This is a genomic window from Methanobacteriaceae archaeon, from assembly GCA_029219465.1.
In the GTDB taxonomy this organism is placed as follows: Archaea; Methanobacteriota; Methanobacteria; order Methanobacteriales; family Methanobacteriaceae; genus Methanocatella.
Genome location: JAQXTL010000015.1, coordinates 26,748 through 42,903, shown reverse-complemented (window position 1 = coordinate 42,903; position 16,156 = coordinate 26,748). Strand labels below are relative to the sequence as shown.

General features: G+C 27.0%; 18 protein-coding genes. 1 reads left to right on the top strand and 17 read right to left on the bottom strand.

Annotation, left to right across the window (positions count from 1 at the left end):
• Window positions 1-63: 63 nt before the first annotated feature.
• The 15 genes from PUD86_07515 to PUD86_07445 form a co-directional block, all read right to left on the bottom strand.
• On the bottom strand, window positions 64-534 hold the full coding sequence (locus PUD86_07515) for a hypothetical protein (protein MDD6777127.1): 471 nt from the start codon (window positions 532-534) through the stop codon (window positions 64-66).
• 23 nt (window positions 535-557) lie between these two features.
• Window positions 558-1,943, bottom strand: a complete 1,386-nt coding sequence (locus tag PUD86_07510; GenBank protein MDD6777126.1) for a hypothetical protein — start codon at window positions 1,941-1,943, stop codon at window positions 558-560.
• Between the two features lie 156 nt (window positions 1,944-2,099).
• Window positions 2,100-2,783: an amino acid ABC transporter ATP-binding protein gene (locus PUD86_07505; GenBank protein ID MDD6777125.1), complete on the bottom strand. Its 684-nt coding sequence runs from the start codon at window positions 2,781-2,783 to the stop codon at window positions 2,100-2,102.
• Window positions 2,784-2,793: 10 nt separating this feature from the next.
• Entirely contained in the window at window positions 2,794-3,444 is a 651-nt protein-coding gene (locus PUD86_07500; GenBank protein MDD6777124.1) for an amino acid ABC transporter permease, read from the bottom strand.
• Window positions 3,445-3,472: 28 nt separating this feature from the next.
• Window positions 3,473-4,288 (bottom strand): amino acid ABC transporter substrate-binding protein, encoded by an 816-nt coding sequence (locus PUD86_07495; protein ID MDD6777123.1) that lies wholly within the window; start codon window positions 4,286-4,288, stop codon window positions 3,473-3,475.
• 169 nt (window positions 4,289-4,457) lie between these two features.
• Window positions 4,458-5,600: a glycosyltransferase family 2 protein gene (locus PUD86_07490; GenBank protein MDD6777122.1), complete on the bottom strand. Its 1,143-nt coding sequence runs from the start codon at window positions 5,598-5,600 to the stop codon at window positions 4,458-4,460.
• A gap of 4 nt (window positions 5,601-5,604) precedes the next feature.
• Window positions 5,605-6,762, bottom strand: a complete 1,158-nt coding sequence (locus tag PUD86_07485; GenBank protein ID MDD6777121.1) for a glycosyltransferase — start codon at window positions 6,760-6,762, stop codon at window positions 5,605-5,607.
• A gap of 138 nt (window positions 6,763-6,900) precedes the next feature.
• Window positions 6,901-7,287, bottom strand: coding sequence for a hypothetical protein (locus PUD86_07480; GenBank protein MDD6777120.1), 387 nt, complete (start codon window positions 7,285-7,287; stop codon window positions 6,901-6,903).
• Between the two features lie 9 nt (window positions 7,288-7,296).
• Window positions 7,297-7,725, bottom strand: a complete 429-nt coding sequence (locus PUD86_07475) for a universal stress protein (protein ID MDD6777119.1) — start codon at window positions 7,723-7,725, stop codon at window positions 7,297-7,299.
• Between the two features lie 42 nt (window positions 7,726-7,767).
• Window positions 7,768-9,951: a bifunctional glycosyltransferase family 2 protein/CDP-glycerol:glycerophosphate glycerophosphotransferase gene (locus PUD86_07470; GenBank protein ID MDD6777118.1), complete on the bottom strand. Its 2,184-nt coding sequence runs from the start codon at window positions 9,949-9,951 to the stop codon at window positions 7,768-7,770.
• Window positions 9,948-11,645: a CDP-glycerol glycerophosphotransferase family protein gene (locus tag PUD86_07465; protein ID MDD6777117.1), complete on the bottom strand. Its 1,698-nt coding sequence runs from the start codon at window positions 11,643-11,645 to the stop codon at window positions 9,948-9,950. The genes PUD86_07470 and PUD86_07465 overlap by 4 nt, the downstream gene beginning before the upstream one ends.
• A 32-nt stretch (window positions 11,646-11,677) precedes the next feature.
• On the bottom strand, window positions 11,678-12,445 hold the full coding sequence (locus PUD86_07460; protein MDD6777116.1) for a phosphocholine cytidylyltransferase family protein: 768 nt from the start codon (window positions 12,443-12,445) through the stop codon (window positions 11,678-11,680).
• Between the two features lie 9 nt (window positions 12,446-12,454).
• Window positions 12,455-13,426, bottom strand: a complete 972-nt coding sequence (locus tag PUD86_07455) for an NAD(P)H-dependent glycerol-3-phosphate dehydrogenase (GenBank protein MDD6777115.1) — start codon at window positions 13,424-13,426, stop codon at window positions 12,455-12,457.
• Between the two features lie 90 nt (window positions 13,427-13,516).
• Entirely contained in the window at window positions 13,517-13,810 is a 294-nt protein-coding gene (locus PUD86_07450; GenBank protein ID MDD6777114.1) for a hypothetical protein, read from the bottom strand.
• The gene (locus tag PUD86_07445) at window positions 13,807-14,097 is read right to left on the bottom strand and encodes a hypothetical protein (GenBank protein MDD6777113.1); all 291 of its coding nucleotides are present in this window, start codon (window positions 14,095-14,097) and stop codon (window positions 13,807-13,809) included. Before PUD86_07445 ends, PUD86_07450 begins: the two co-directional genes overlap by 4 nt.
• Before the next feature lie 201 nt (window positions 14,098-14,298).
• On the opposite strand from PUD86_07445, the gene PUD86_07440 reads away from it, so the two are divergent.
• Complete coding sequence (locus PUD86_07440) at window positions 14,299-14,598, top strand: hypothetical protein (GenBank protein ID MDD6777112.1); 300 nt, start codon at window positions 14,299-14,301, stop codon at window positions 14,596-14,598.
• A gap of 31 nt (window positions 14,599-14,629) precedes the next feature.
• On the opposite strand, the gene PUD86_07435 is transcribed toward PUD86_07440, so the two are convergent.
• Both PUD86_07435 and PUD86_07430 read right to left on the bottom strand, forming a co-directional pair.
• Window positions 14,630-15,205: a hypothetical protein gene (locus PUD86_07435; protein ID MDD6777111.1), complete on the bottom strand. Its 576-nt coding sequence runs from the start codon at window positions 15,203-15,205 to the stop codon at window positions 14,630-14,632.
• A gap of 9 nt (window positions 15,206-15,214) precedes the next feature.
• A complete protein-coding gene (locus PUD86_07430) occupies window positions 15,215-16,105 on the bottom strand; it encodes an SseB family protein (protein ID MDD6777110.1) in 891 nt (296 codons plus the stop codon).
• Window positions 16,106-16,156 lie beyond the last annotated feature (51 nt).

The following is a 16,156-nucleotide window of genomic DNA, read 5'->3' as shown; positions in this document are numbered from 1 at the left end:
AATGCCAATCAGTAATGTCTCTTATTGAAAAACTACTGTTGTTTACAATAGTTTTAGAACCTTTTAGTAATGTTGCAAGACCAATTGAGCAAATCCTCCACCTGAACTTCCATAAAAGAGAATATTTTCATTAGCTATTTTTCTGTTTTGTGCAATATTATCAATGATATTACCAACAACTTCCAAATACCATGTTTCGTCTCCAACAAACCAACCTAATGTTATTCTATCATCATAATAAAAACTAGGATCTGCATATGCAATAATTGATTCATCAACAAACTCATACCATGACCAGCGGTCAAAATATGGAGGCTTAATTAATTCTCCTTTACTTGTTTTTGAATTTCTTGGATGAGCACCACTTCCAAAGCAGATTAATCTATCATTATCACTGCTTAATCTAATAACAAACTCATATGCTGTGCCTTCATGAATAATCTTTAAAAAGAATGGTTCATCCATTGGGAAATCATATTCAATTATTTCAGGAATTGTTAATTGAATAGTATTTTTCATTAATTTTTTTAACATTATAATCCTCCTTAATTAAATAGCTATTTTTTAAATAATGAAATACCTTTTCTAAGTGGTTTTGTAATTTTCCAGCTTTTGGATTTCATTATTTTCTTATTTAATTTTTTTAATTTCTTTATGGTCTTTTTCTGCCTTTTAATTTTGGTATTTTGTTCATCAATTATTTTATTTAATTGAGTAATCCTTTGTTCATAGTAATTATCGCTAAAAGAGCAATCTTCATCACTATATCCATATTCATTTAATATATCAACTAAAACATCTCTTGATTGTTTATAACTGGTCATTGAAGATTTATATTTAAAATCCATTGTTGATAATGTACTGTTTTGTTCATAAATTGCCCAAATATCACTGCCAGAGCCTTTATAATCTGAAAATTTGGAAGGTAAGTATGGATTAACACTAAAACAACCTTCAGTTATTGTATCATTGATAAGTAGAATATCATATTTTGATGTTGAATTTAAAAATTCAAAGTAATCAATAGGTTCTTTTATAATTATATTTTCTTTAATTTCTAATTCTTCAATTAATCTATCGAAATATTTACTTTTGTTTAAGAATAAATGGAATTTGATTTTATCTTTATATTTATGGTTTAATGAATCAAATGCAAAAAATATTGCTTCAAAATGTCTTTTTGTGTAATAGAAATTTCCAAAATAAGCAATATTAATTTCATCATCATTTAAATCTGGATTGGTTTCAACTAAATGATAATATTCAGAATCAAGTGTTGGATGATGACTAATTGTGGATTTATTCATAACCATTTCACAGATTTCTTCGCTGTGATGTTCAAGCATTACTTTTCTTTGATTTTCATTTGTAAAAATTAACTTATCTGAAAAGATAAATGTTAATAATTCAGCAAGATAATATATATTTGCTTCATTTTTTATATGATTAAGATTAGTATCATTAATTTCATTGAATTTGTCTATGTTTAAATTAACTCTATTAATAAACTCTTCATTTTCTATAGGTGTTATTCTTTTTTCCCCATGGATGTTAATTAAGATAGGATCTGAAAATTCAGCTGTCCAGCAAACATCAGGATTATTAAACTTATATTCCATTGCAAGGAAATTATTCGCCATACACCATGTCCTAGTGTAAAGATTTTTATATTCTTTATCATCAATCAATTTCATACCCTGATTAGTAAATTTAGTCATATTTTTTATGGTACTACAGGATCCTTTAATATTTGTGGTTAATCTTTCGTTAATAAGTTCATCTAATCCTTTAAAATTTAAAGAAGTATCATCTTCATCCATATTATGTAAAACATCTACAATTGAATTGTTTTTGATAATTCTTTTTGCAGCAACAATTCCGCTAGTATCAATTGTTGGTGGAAATTTAAAAGAAATAACTAATGTATCTACCTGTTTGTCCATTCAATCACCTATATTATGTTAAATTATGTCAATGGTAATTAAAATATATTTCGTTATTTTGCATATAAGTGGCAAAATTGTGTTTATTTGGTAAAATAAGTTTAAAAATAAGAATTAATTTATTTAAAAAAAGTAAAAGATGGATTAAATAAAAATTTAATCATCAAATTTTCCTAAGAATTCTTTCATCCTTTGATTTTCAGATGAAAATACTTCTTCAGGAGTTCCTTGTTCAACAATTACTCCATTTTCCATAAAGATAATTGAATCAGAAACTTTACGAGCGAAATTCATCTCGTGAGTAACAATAACCATGGTCATGTTATCTGCAGCTAACTGTTTAATTACTTCTAAAATTTCACCAGTTAACTCTGGGTCAAGTGCAGATGTTGGTTCATCAAAGAATAAAATATCCGGATTCATTGCAAGTGCTCTTGCAATTGATACTCTTTGTTGCTGACCACCTGATAACTCACAAGGATAAGCATTTTCCTTATCTTCAAGTCCCATTTTTTTAAGTAAATAACGTGCATGTTTGAAAACTTCATCTTTACTTCTTTTTTGGACTCTTAAAGGAGCATTTGTAATATTTTTTATAACAGAATGATGTGGGAATAAATTAAAATCCTGGAATACTAATCCAAAAGTCCCATCAAAATTAATATCTCCACTATCTTCCTCTTCAAGATTTGTAATACATCTAAGTAATGTTGATTTACCAGATCCTGACGGTCCGATAATGGCTAATACTTCACCTTTGTCTATACTTAAGGAGATATCTTTTAAAACAACATTATCTCCAAAGCTTTTTTTTAGATGTTTTATTTCAAGTAAACTCATAAGATCCCCTCTAGTCATAATAGCTTAATCTTTTTTCTATATATTCCATTACAAATGCAACAATTGCATTTAATATGTAGTAGAATACTCCTGCAACGAGTAATGCTGCAATTGATGCGTCTGCAGCTGCAATTTGTTTTGCAACAGTAAACATTTCTGGAATTGCAATAACAAATGAAAGAGAAGTATCTTTTACAAGAGTAATTACTTCATTGGTAATTGAAGGAAGAACTATTTTAAATACCTGTGGCAATACAATTATGAAAAATGTTTCAAATTTATTATATCCCAATACTTTCGCTGCTTCGTATTGTCCTTTAGGAATAGCTTCAATTCCACCTCTATAAATTTCAGCAAAGTATGCTGCGTAATTTATTGTAAATGCAATGATAACAGCTATAAATCTATATTCTGGAGTTAAATTTATACCAAATACATAATACGGTGCAAAAAATACAATAATTAATTGTAACATTAATGGTGTTCCTCTCATAACTGAAATATAAATTCTCATTAACCATCTTAATGGTGCAAATCTACTCATTCTTCCTCCGGCTACAACTAAACCGAGAGGAAGAGAGAATAATAATGTAAGTAAGAATATTTCAATTGAGGTAACCATACCTCCTAATAATTGTGCAATTACATTACTTAATATCATTTAGAGTCTCCCTTCAACTAATTTAACCTTATATTAAAGCATCTTCAGAGATACCGTATTTTGCTGCAATTTTAGAAACAGTACCATCAGCAAACATTTCATCTAATGTGGATTGTACTTGGTCTTTTAATGCAGTGTTTCCTAATTTGAATCCGATACCATATTTTTCACTGGTAATTGATTCTTTTAAGATTTGGAATTTGTCAGTTGCGTTTTTGGTTTTAATGTTATATTCTCCAACACCAATATCCATTGCAATAGCATCACAAGCTCCACCTTCTAAATCCATGAAAGCGGTGTTGTAATCAGCAACTTCAGTTAAAGTTCCAAAAGTATCTGCTAAAGTTTTGTTATCTCCTTGAAGAGCAGCTAATGCTGAAGAATCTTTTTGTACTTCAACGGTTTTACCTTTTAAGTCAGCAGGGGAATTAATACCTGCATCGGTTTTAACAACAAATACTTGTTTGTTGTCAAAGTAAGGTTCAGACCAGGTGTAGTTGTCTTCTCTTCCATCAATTGTGAATCCGTTCCAGATACAATCGATAGATCCAGAGTCTAATTCTGCGTCTTTAGCATCCCAATCAATTGGTTGTGCTTTAAAAGTCCAGTTGTTTCTTTCACAAACTTCTTTTGCTAAGTCTAAGTCGAAACCAGTGTAGTTTCCACTGTCATCTTTATATCCGTAAGGTGGGAATTCTGCATCAAAACCAACAATGAAAGTACTGTCATCGTTTGCAGATGAGTCATTTCCTCCTAAAAAATCAAAAAAACCTGCGCTTACAGTAGATACCATCATTAAAGATACTATTACTAAAGCTAAAATAAAACCTATTTTTTTATTCATAAAAAACACCAGTATTTTTATAGAAAAGAACTTTTTTTCTAATCTACATAATATTTTTTATGTTTTAATATATTTATGTATTATTATTTCCTTATTGCTTATTTAAATACTATTAATGGTGATGATAATAAATTTAATAGCATTTTTATGTAAAAATAGAATAAAATAATTATTTAAATAGTCTGTTGTAAATATTATTCAATTTATATTTAATCCAACCTTTTGTTGATTTTAAGACTTTAATTTCCTTTTTTAACTTTTTATTCTTATCTTTTTGTTTTTTAGTCTTTTTAGTTAATTTAGAGTTCTGTTTTTTTAGTTTTTTATGTTCTCTTTGTTTAGATGTGAGATATTCCAATTCATCTATTTTTTCACTTAACAGTAAATCATATTTGATTTTTTCAAGTGAATTTAAGTTTTCAAAGACATTATCAGGAATTGTTTTTAATATAGGAAGCATTTCATCAATGATTATCTTTTTATATTCATCATTAGCTCTGTCAATTTGATTTATATATAATCTAAAGTCAATCTCAAGTAATTTTTTATATAAATTATCCATAATGAAGTTATATTCACTATTCTCGAATAAGCTAATTACTTCTTTTATTATGAATATGCGGTCTTTGATGTTTTTAATATCAGTTCTTTTTTGTGTAACTGACTTATTTGTGTTTTTACGCTTTCTCCAGTAATAATTAGTGTCGTTATACACACCAATTGATTTTGTTTTTGTTAGTATCTGCATTGAAAAGAGTATATCTTCATATAATTTATCTACAAATTCAAGATCATTTTCAACCAAAAAACTAGTTTTAATGAATTTATTACATACTGTATCATATATTAAATCAGGATTTTCTAAAAGATTAGTTTTTTTAATATTATTTTCTGATTTAATATGTAATTCACTTTCCTGGACCTTTTTTTCATTAAATCTAACAATATTATATAATATTACATCCTGTTTAGTGTCCTTTGTAAAGTCATAAAGTTTTTCATATGCATCAAGATCAAGTTTATCATCACTATCTAAAAATGAGATATATTCACCATTTACCTGTTTAAGTGCAGTATTTCTTGCAATTGACTGGCCTTTATTTTCCTTGTGCTGTATTAATTTTAATCTATTGTCTTTTTTTGCATATTCCAATAATATATCAAGTGATTTGTCACTGGACTTGTCATCAATACAAATAATTTCAATATCTTTTAATGTCTGATTCAATACACTATCCAAACATTCCTCAAGATATTCTTCAGTATTATATACAGGAATTATAATACTAACAGCAGGTTTATCTATACTCAATCAATCACCTTTTTTTTATTTTTCTAAGTGGCTTGGTTATTTTCCAACTTCTAGAAGATAATATCTCTTCATTTTTATCAGATAAAATTTTATTTTTCTCTTTTAATTTAGAGTTCTTATCTTTTAGTTTTGCATTTTTTTGTTTAAGTTTTTTGTTTTTTTCTATTATGATTTCATTTGCACTTTTTAATTCACTTATTTCAAGTTCATATTTTTTAACAATAAAATCAGCAATATCTTCACACTCTAAAATTACATTAGCTTTACTAAATAATCTGTTTGAAAGTTTATCTAAATCTAATTTACTAATTTCTTCTTTAGCAGTCTTTAAATAGTCTTCTGATTTAGCCTGCATTGCATAATGATAAATCTGATTTGTTTTAAGCTCACTAAATTCTCTTTCAAACTCTTCAAAACAGTCTTCATTTTTCAAATCATTTTCTACAAGGTTACATATCTTAAATATGTCATTTCTGTTTTTATCAGAATGCATAATGGAGTTTGAATTTGACACACGGTAATTATAAAGATAATCGCTAACGAATGATATTTTGGATGATCTAATTAAAGATTTAACATGAAATGGAACATCTTCAAATATCAAGTTTTCAGGAAATGTAAAATCATCATAACTATCTAAAAAACTCTTTTTATAGAATTTAGAGCAAGCAGAAAAGCTATTATTTAAAACATATGGTTTAATATCTTTATATGTGAATGTGAAATTGTTAAAATCAGTATCTTCAAACACTTCATCAAGATTAAATCTATTTGTTTGAAGTAATTCATCTTCACGGATAAATTCGGACATTTTAAACATTACAATATCAGAATCATTATTTTTTGCATTTTCATATAGCTTTTCTAAAGTATAATCTTGAATATAGTCATCTGAATCAACAAAAAAGATATATTTGCCTTTAGCTATTTTTAAACCTTCATTTCTACTTTTTGCAGGTCCGTGATTTTTTTGTGACAATACAATTATTCTTTCATCACTACTAGCAAAATCATTTAATATGTTAAGAGAACTGTCACTAGATCCATCATTTATACAAATTATCTCAATATCTTTCAATGTTTGATTTATAATGCTTTTTAAACATTTTTTCAAATAATTCTCAACATTAAATATTGGAATTATAACAGAAACTAAAGCCATAATTTCACCAATTAATTATATTTCTATTTTTTCAATATATTAATTATATTTCTATTTTTTCAATATATTAATTGTTTCTTAAATAAAGTAAAAAAATAGCTAAATTAGTTTTAATAAAAATAAAAAAAGTTATGGATATTATGAATATCCATCATCAATAGTAAATGGGAATCTTTGATGTGATTCTTTTAAGAATAATGTACCGTTATAATCTGCATGTAAAGTGTAGTTTCCATTATCAAATCCTAAAATTTGAATACTACCTTCACCGGTTTCATTAGTGGTTACATTATACTTGTGCGCCCATCCAGAATCATCTAATATTTTTAAATTAATTTCTTGATCTGGAATAGCGTTTTTATATAGTCCTTTAAGTTGGATTGTAAGATTATCTCCATTTTGAACGGTGGTATTTGAAACAAATGCTATTTTTGTTTCCTGTGTATTTGCTGAAATATATACAAAAATACCTCCAAGAACCAAAATTATTATGATAATGGAAATAATTATGTTTCTTGAATTCATACTTACTCCTTAATCAGTATTGTGAACTAATAAAACATCGATTTCGGAAGTTTTTAAAACTTTTTCAGCTACACTTCCAATGATGAATTTGTGAAGTCCGCTTTTACCTGAAGCAGAAATAACAATTAATTCAACGCCTTCTTCTTCAGCGACTTTATTAATTGTTTCAGCAGGAAAACCGGTTTTTACCATGGTTTTAATATTGTATCCTTCAGGGAATTCTTTTGCCATTAGTTCTGCATTTTCTTTAGCTTCATCATACATGCCTTCATTTACTTCTTTAACATGTTTTCTGCGTTGGAATGCATTAGGACTTAATTTTCCAGCAACTGATAAGATTATGATTTCTCCATCATCTGCAATTAATTTAGTTACTCTATCGATTTCCTGATTAGCATATCCTGACCCATCGGTTGGGAGTAAAATTTTTTTATACATTTAAAACACCTTTATATTATTATTATATAAGATTTTAATAGTTTATAAATTATTTTTCCAAACTGCCTCTACTATTCTTTTTGATGCATTTCCATCATCAACATTACAGTAGGTTTCATAAAATTTATCATATTTTTCTTTGTACTTATCATTAATTTCATCAATATTTTTGATACTATCAATTACCTCTTCGGTTGTAAATAATAATGGTCCTGGGACTTCTTCGTGAATATCTATGTAGAATCCTCTAAGCATACCTTCATATTTGTCCAAATCATAAGTGTAGTATAAAATTGGTCTTTTAAGGTTTGCAAAATCGAAAAATACACTGGAATAATCGGTAATTAACATATCACTGATTAAATATAATTCTGCAATATCATTGTAGCTACTTACATCAAAAGCAAAGCCTTCATATGGTGTTAAATCAAGATTATTTGAAATGAAATAATGTGTTCTAACTAGTACAATATATTCATCACTAATAGCTTCTTTTAATTTATCCAATTCAAGTTTTAATGTAAATTTAATAGATCCAGTATCATAAAACTCATCATCTCTCCATGTTGGAGCATAAAGAATGATTTTTTTATCATTAGGAATGCTTAAATTCTCTTTTATCTGATTAACCTGGCTGTCAGTAGCATTATATAAGATATCGTTTCTTGGATATCCACTTTCTAAAATGTCACGTGGATATGCAAAACAGCTTTTCAAAATATTTGTTGTGTAACGGTTTGGAGAAATTAAATAATCCCATTCTTCACCATTTTTAATATATGATTCTTTAATTCTAGGGTTTTTAGTGTAGATATCTCCAATATCCAATCCTAATCTTTTAAGAGGAGTACCGTGCCATGTGGATACAATAACCTGGTCTTCTTTTTTCCTTAATCTTTCAGGATGTCTTCCGTTGGTTACCCAATATTTTGATTGTGCAACTTCTTTGTAGTATTCGCGGGAATATCTTTTTACTTTCTTTGGATTTCCAGGAATTTCAACGGTCGGATCATTAATAACCCATACATATTCAAATTTATCCCCATAATTGTTGTATAAATATTCATATAAGTATTTTGGACTGTCTGAGTAGTATTTACCTCCAAAACTGATAAATATTATCTTGTTATCTTGAGTTGGTTTTTTATTATAAACTTCATTATAAAACCATAAATTCAATTTTGACGGTTTTTTCATGATTTTTTTGGTTTGAACATAACCGTAACGGAATCTAAGCAATTTTTCATATTTTACCATATCTTTTGATTGTAGTGCTTTGACTTCTCTTTTACTTTTCCAGTTTACCAATTCATCGAAGTCTTTTGAAATTTCACACATTTTATCAAAATAGACTGTCCTAATACATTCTTTTTTATTATTTAAGAATAATAAGGAATATCTATAGTAGTAATATTTGTATAATGCTATTGTGATATGTTTTGAGAGTATTTTAAATTTTTTTTCTTGTTTTTTAGCTAATATGTCTTTCACTTTGAAATATTGGTCAAAATACAATACGAACTTCTCATCTTTAAGTTCCTGGCTTAGAGAAGTTAAGTTTATTGGATCATCTCTGTGTCTTTTAGCATACCATGCACCTTCAACACCATAAAATGATTCAATATTTTCCAAAACATCAATCATAAAGTAATAATCTGTGAAATATCTTTGAGTTTCGTCAAATCTGATATCTGAAATTTTATCTTTTTTGATTAAAGCATGTAAACAGGACATAAATTCGTGTTTTTTGGTTTTATCTCTTGCAAGAAGTAATAATGAATATTCCATATCGCTTAAATCACCTTTTTTATGAGGTACAGCGTGTGGTTTTTCAAGTTCTTCATTAAATCTGCTTCTGATATATGGAGTAGTTATACGTTCTCCATTAACAAAATCTGCTTTAGTGCTTTTAGCAGCTTGGATAAGTTTATTTAATGAATCTTTATCAACATAATCATCACAGTCTATGAAATAAACATATTCTCCCTGTGCATTTTCAATTCCAATATTACGTGCTCGAGCAACACCAATATTGTCTTTAAAATCAATTCTTTTTATGTTTAAATCCTCGTAGTCTTCTAAAAATTCATCAAGTGGTTCATCTATTCCATTTGATATTAATATGATTTCAGCATCATCTAATTTTTCTTCACTGATACTGTCTAAACAGTCTCTTAGATATCTTTGAGCACTGTTAAATGGGATGATAATACTTATAAAGGTCATTTATTCTCACCATATATAATTTCTTTTAAGTTAACTTCTGATATTTCGTAAATTTCACTAAATTGTGTATAAGCTTTAGTTTTAGTATTTTTGTCAATTACTATTGCGTTTTTTAAGCCTGAATGGGCGAATAATAAGGATTGTTCAAAGTCATTACTTAGAAAATCCAATACTAAATCAAATTGAAAATCTCCATATTGTCTTTTGTATGAACGTTTAAATAAATTTATTAGTTTTTCACCAATATTTTTATTGTCTTTTTTAATAAATTTATTCAAATCAATTTTTTCATTTAATGATGGGGCTATGTTAAAGCTCAATGGTAAAAATTCAATATTGTCTGGGAAATCTTCAAATATTGTCATATAGTTTTCTTTTATGTTTTGGCTCCATGGTTTATATGAAATGAAAACATTAACATTTTCATCTAACTGTCTAAGCATTTGAATAAGTTGATTTAATGCTTTATTATTTTCCATAGATCCAACATAAATTAATATATTCTTTTTTGAATTTTCAATTATTTTATATTTGCTGTCATTTTCATTGTTAAGTACTCTGTTACATATACGTTTTACACTATCAACTGACTCATATTTGCAAAATTCGCTAACAAATTCACTGTCATCATAATTTTTAGGTGTATTTAGCTCATGGATTAAATCATCAATACTTTGAACCTTAGGAAAAGGCAAATCCTCAAGAGGGATGTAAATTCCACGGTCTTTTAAATATTCCTGCTCATCATAGTTAAAAAGAATAATCTTTCTTTTAGTATTTGCAAAATCAAAAAATACACTAGAATAATCAGTAATAAGAACATCAGCAGTATTTAAAACATCATAATTTTCAAAGCCTTCAGGAAATGCTTTAATATGTGAAAATGAAGAAAAGTCAATTTGTGACTGGTTAAATGGATGAAACTTAACAAACAAAACCTGATTGTCATTTAATTTCAAATCCAATTTATTTAAAAAAGCATTAACATCTCTTTTTTGCTTTTCATCTTTTCTATTGGCAACAGTTCCCTTATATGTAGGCATATAAATGAAAACTTCTTTATCAGATAATCCTAATTTGTCTTTAAGTGTTGATTTATTTAGAAAAACACTGTTTCTTGGATATCCTTCAAGTAAAATTTTTCCAGGATAAATCTTATCAATCATATAAGAAGTAGTCATCTTATCCATCATAAAATCATTTGGATATAAAAGATAATCACTAAAAAAGAATGCTCTTTGAATTATTCCAATAGATAATCTCTCTGACGGATTATCAAAACCCATAAGTTTTAATGGTGTACCGTGCCATGTATTAACAAAAATTTGTCCTGGTTTTTTAATAAATTTATATTGAATATTTGAGTCAGTAAAAATGTATTTGGCTCTAAACAATATTTTAACAGCTTCTTTTTTATCACTAATAACTTTATATATGTCTAAATTGTAATTTTTTTGAAATAATTCAATTTTACTTTTAACATCTTCAGTTGCATAGACATATATCTTAAAATTACCATAATCTCCACTAGATATTTCTTCAACTATTCTAAAAATGTTTCCTGTGAAATCCTGACCGTTTCTTGACTCTAAATATATGATATCATCATCAATATCACATTTATAATAATTATCATAAAGAGTATTGTTTTCTAAACACTCTTTTAAATTATTAATTTTGTTTTTAAAGGCCATTATATCACATTTTCAATAAATAATGGTTAAAATTAATTTTCAAATTCACTAACAAGTTCATTAGCTATTTTCCAGTCATTGTAATCATCGATTTCAGTCCATTTAAGACCATTGGTTAATACATAATCGATAGTTGTTTTGTTTGATAAGGTTTTGTATGCAAAATCATAATAGTTTTGCCTGTCATCATCAATTAAATCAACTAATATCTCATTAAAACTAGCTACATCACTTTTAACAACTTTTGAAACACCAATAAACTCTCCGGTTGATAATGCGATATCAATTTCTTTTCCAATTTCAGAGATAATACCGTTAGCTATTGAGTTATCTTCATTGGTTTTTACATCATCTAAAATTAATTTAAATGATTCTTCATTTAGTTGTTTGAAGTTATCAACAATTAAACTGGTATTTTTTGTAGCAGCAACTCTTGTAATGATTTCAGGATCTACAACATTATCTCCGTTTATTAAAATAAAATCATCCAAACATTCTTTTTCAATTAAAGAAGTTGCAATGTATGTTGAAACGGAAGTATTTGTTTCGTTGTATTCATTGTTTTCTACAATTTTAATTGAGATATCTAATTTTTCTTCAAACTCAGGAGCGATTTCATAAACTTTTTGCTTTTTATAACCTACAATTAAAATGAATTCGCGAATTCCAGCACCCATACAGTTTTTAATCATTCTTTCAAGTAATGTCATGTCATTAATCTCGAGTAAAGGTTTTGGAATTTCGTCAGTAAGAGGTCTTAATCTTGTTCCCATTCCTGCAGATAAAATTACGCCAATCATCATTATCACCTATTCAATATTTTCCCATAATTTATTAAACGCTTTTGTAGGAGTTATTTTCTTAATAATTACATCATATACAAAGTTTACAGTACCACTGCTGATGTTGTTGTTTGAACAAATCTCTTTTATAGCTTTAATTGAATTTTTACCTTCAAATACAATACCACTTGCATTTTCATCAATGATTAATCTTTGACCATATAATATTCCTAAAGTATGGTTTCTGCTTTCATGTGATGTTGAAGTTAAAATTAAATCTCCAAATCCACAGTATTCATGCACTGTTTCGGATTTACCACCCATAGCTTCAATAATCATTATTGTATCCTTAAATCCTCTGGTTAAAATACCAAAACGAGCATTTTCATTAACATTCATACCTTCACAAATACCGTTAGCTATTGCATTGATGTTTTTGAGAATACCACAAAGTTCAATTCCGCAAATATCATCAATGATTTTCACTTTAAACTGTTTGGTTGTAAGCACCTTTTTAACTTTAAGTGAGTTTTCATAGGATTTGGAAGCAATATTGGTTACTGTTGGTAAATTAAGCATTATTTCTGATGCAAAATTTGGTCCTGACAATGCAACATAATTATCATCAAAATACTCTTCAATTATTTTACCCATAGTTTTTAGGGAAGGATATTCAATTCCTTTAGCAGTAGTTACTATAATAACATCCTTTTTAACAATAGGTTTTAAATCTTCAAGAGTTTTTCTAAAAGCAGATGATGGTATTGCCAAAAAGATAATATCACAATTTGATAAATCATTAATGTCAATGGTAGCTTTAATATTGTCATTTAATTTTGAATTAGGGTAGTATTGGGTATTATATCCCAGATTATTAATATCATCACAAAGCTCCTTGTTTCTTAAAAGCAATATTAACTCGGATATATTTTCACTAATCTGTTGAGAAATAGCAGTACCTAATGCGCCTGCTCCAATAACACCTACATTTAAATCCATTAATACACCTATAAAAAATTTGTATATTTATAATTATATTTTTTTAATTAAATAAAGTATTTGTTTATAATAAAAAAAGAGCAAGTTTTTTTAATCAAAAAAAACTGCATTAATAAGGTTGTCTCTGTATCTTGTTTCATCTTTTAAGCTTTTGATATGATAAATAACATTTAGTTTTAAGTCTTCAAGTTTGATACGGGTTTCTAAATCATTAAAATCAACATCAAATATGAATACGTATTTGATTTCCATTTCATAGTCAAAAACTATCCAGTTTGGTCCATTTATATCTAAAAGTTGAATTGACCATTTTGACATTAAATTGTTGATTTTTGATGTAATTTCTTCTACATCAAAATCAGCATCTACAAATATTTCTTTCATTGGTACAAGTCCTGTGATCCTACTGGTGGAACATTAATGTCAACATCTTCTTTGTTGAAAACACCAAATGCAGTAATTTCTTTTTTAAGAATTGACATTGATTGTGAGAAATCTTCATTTTCAAGAGAAATCATTGAAACATTAAGCCAGTCATCGTCTTCTGATAAGTATAAGCATGGTTCGAATAATTGGAATTTGGAAATAATGGTAATAAGAACATCATTTATGTCTTTTGTTTGTCCAGTATGTTCTAAGTTTAATTGGATTATTCTTTCTTTAATATTCATAGTTAATCATTTTTCTTTTGATTTTTAAAAATATTTCTAATATTAATTTTTTAGTTATGCCTAAATATTTATATGCTATGAGGATACAATATTTATTTAGGTAAACCTAAATCAATTGGGTTATTAAAAAAGATATTATTAATATGGTGAAAAACTTTGAATTTTAAAAAAATAAAATTAATATTATTATTTAGCGTAATTATGATTAGTTCAATCGGATTTGTTGCAGCAGCAAGTGACAATGCAAATAATCATTCAATTGATTTAAATGACAGTTCTTCTAGTAATCTTTTAGAACTTAATGATGAAATTCATTATTGTCCTTTAGGTGATAATCATTATGAAATTCCTGAAGTTTCTGCAGATTATATTCATTATTTGAATAATCATGTTTTAAAAAATAAAAAAACAGACAATAATCATCACTCTAAAAACAAAAAAGCAGATACTCATCTTTTAAAAAACAAAAAGGTAAGTAGTAAACAGTATTTAAAAAATTAAATGGACATTAAAAAATGTCCTTTCACTCTTTTTACTTATTAAACAATTTTTCAATTAAATTTTCTTCGTTTTTATAAACATCAAGTTTAACTAATTGCATAATCTGCTGAGGAGCACCAATTAGTTGTGTTGATGCTGATACTGGAATAAATACTTTTTTTGCACTTTGCTCTACACAAATCTTTAAACTTTCAGCCAAATTGTTTGAATTATCCAAACTAATGATTACTGTACCATCTTCTAAACTAACATTATTTTTCATGGATTCATTTGCTATTAATTGCTCTAAAGCAAATGAGCTAGGCTTAGCACTACCTGTTAAATTATCAATGGTTGTGTTGTTTTTGTCAACTGAAAGTTTAAACATGTTTTTATCTTCAATAAAATAAACCTCACCAACACCCATTTTACCTTCAATTGATTTGCCTACACCATATCTAAAAAGAGTATTTTCATCCAAATATTCTTCGTTTAACTCTTCTTCAATACTTTCTTCAATTTCTTCATCTTCTGCTTCATTAGCTATTATTTTTAAAAGACGAATAATTTCTTCGTTTTGTTTTTCAATATTCTTATTAATTTGAATTAATTGTGATAATTCAGACATTGCATCACCTTAAATTTTAAATAAATAATACATTGCTTCAGATAATCTATCATTATTTGCATACATTTCAAAACCTAGCGAATATCTCAAAAGAGTAACTCTTGGAATTAAAACATTATCACTTTCAGGATTTAAAATAAGTCCATCCATATCTTCAGTTAAAATAAAGTTTACAAGAGTTGCAAGATTAACAAGTTGGGAATACTTGTTTTTATCAGTGTTAATTACATCCATTTTACTTTCTGATGTAAATACTGTTGCATAAACACCACCAATATTATCAGTATACATTGAAGCGATAGGTCCGCTTTGTTTAAGTGAAATAATCTCTTTATCAATGCTTAAATCAGAAAGCATCAATCCAAGCAATTGTGAATTAGCCATTTTTTCAAATAAACTTTCATAATCTCCAACATAAGATCTATCCCCAATAAATGACTCTAAATCAGTATTGTCAACGGATTTTTTCAAAGATAACAATTCCTCTTGTGAATATGGGTTGGTTGTATAAAAATTAGTTTTAGGAATGTTTTTTATTGCTAAAATAAATTCTTTTTTAAAAAGATACTTCTCAGTTGATGGATTTAAAACATAACCATCAATATCTGTTGTTTTAAGCACATTTTGATATAATTCAAATGGATTTTGCAATACCTGAATGTTTTCATCGTTTTTGTAAAACTTCCTGAATTCATCCATATCAGTAAATAACGGTGTGAGTTTAGATCCTTCATCTTCATAAATAATAAAATTTAAAGTATCATTTTCCCTTTTAGCAGGAATATAAAGATTAGAATATCTAAACTCGTGAATTAAACGAGCAGTAAGCTCTTCGGTTAGTTGATTTTCATTTGAATATATATCTTCAATTACTGTACGCAAGTGTTTATGATTAGTCATTACTAGTAAATTTGTAGATTATACTATTTACTAATAATGATAAATACAAAT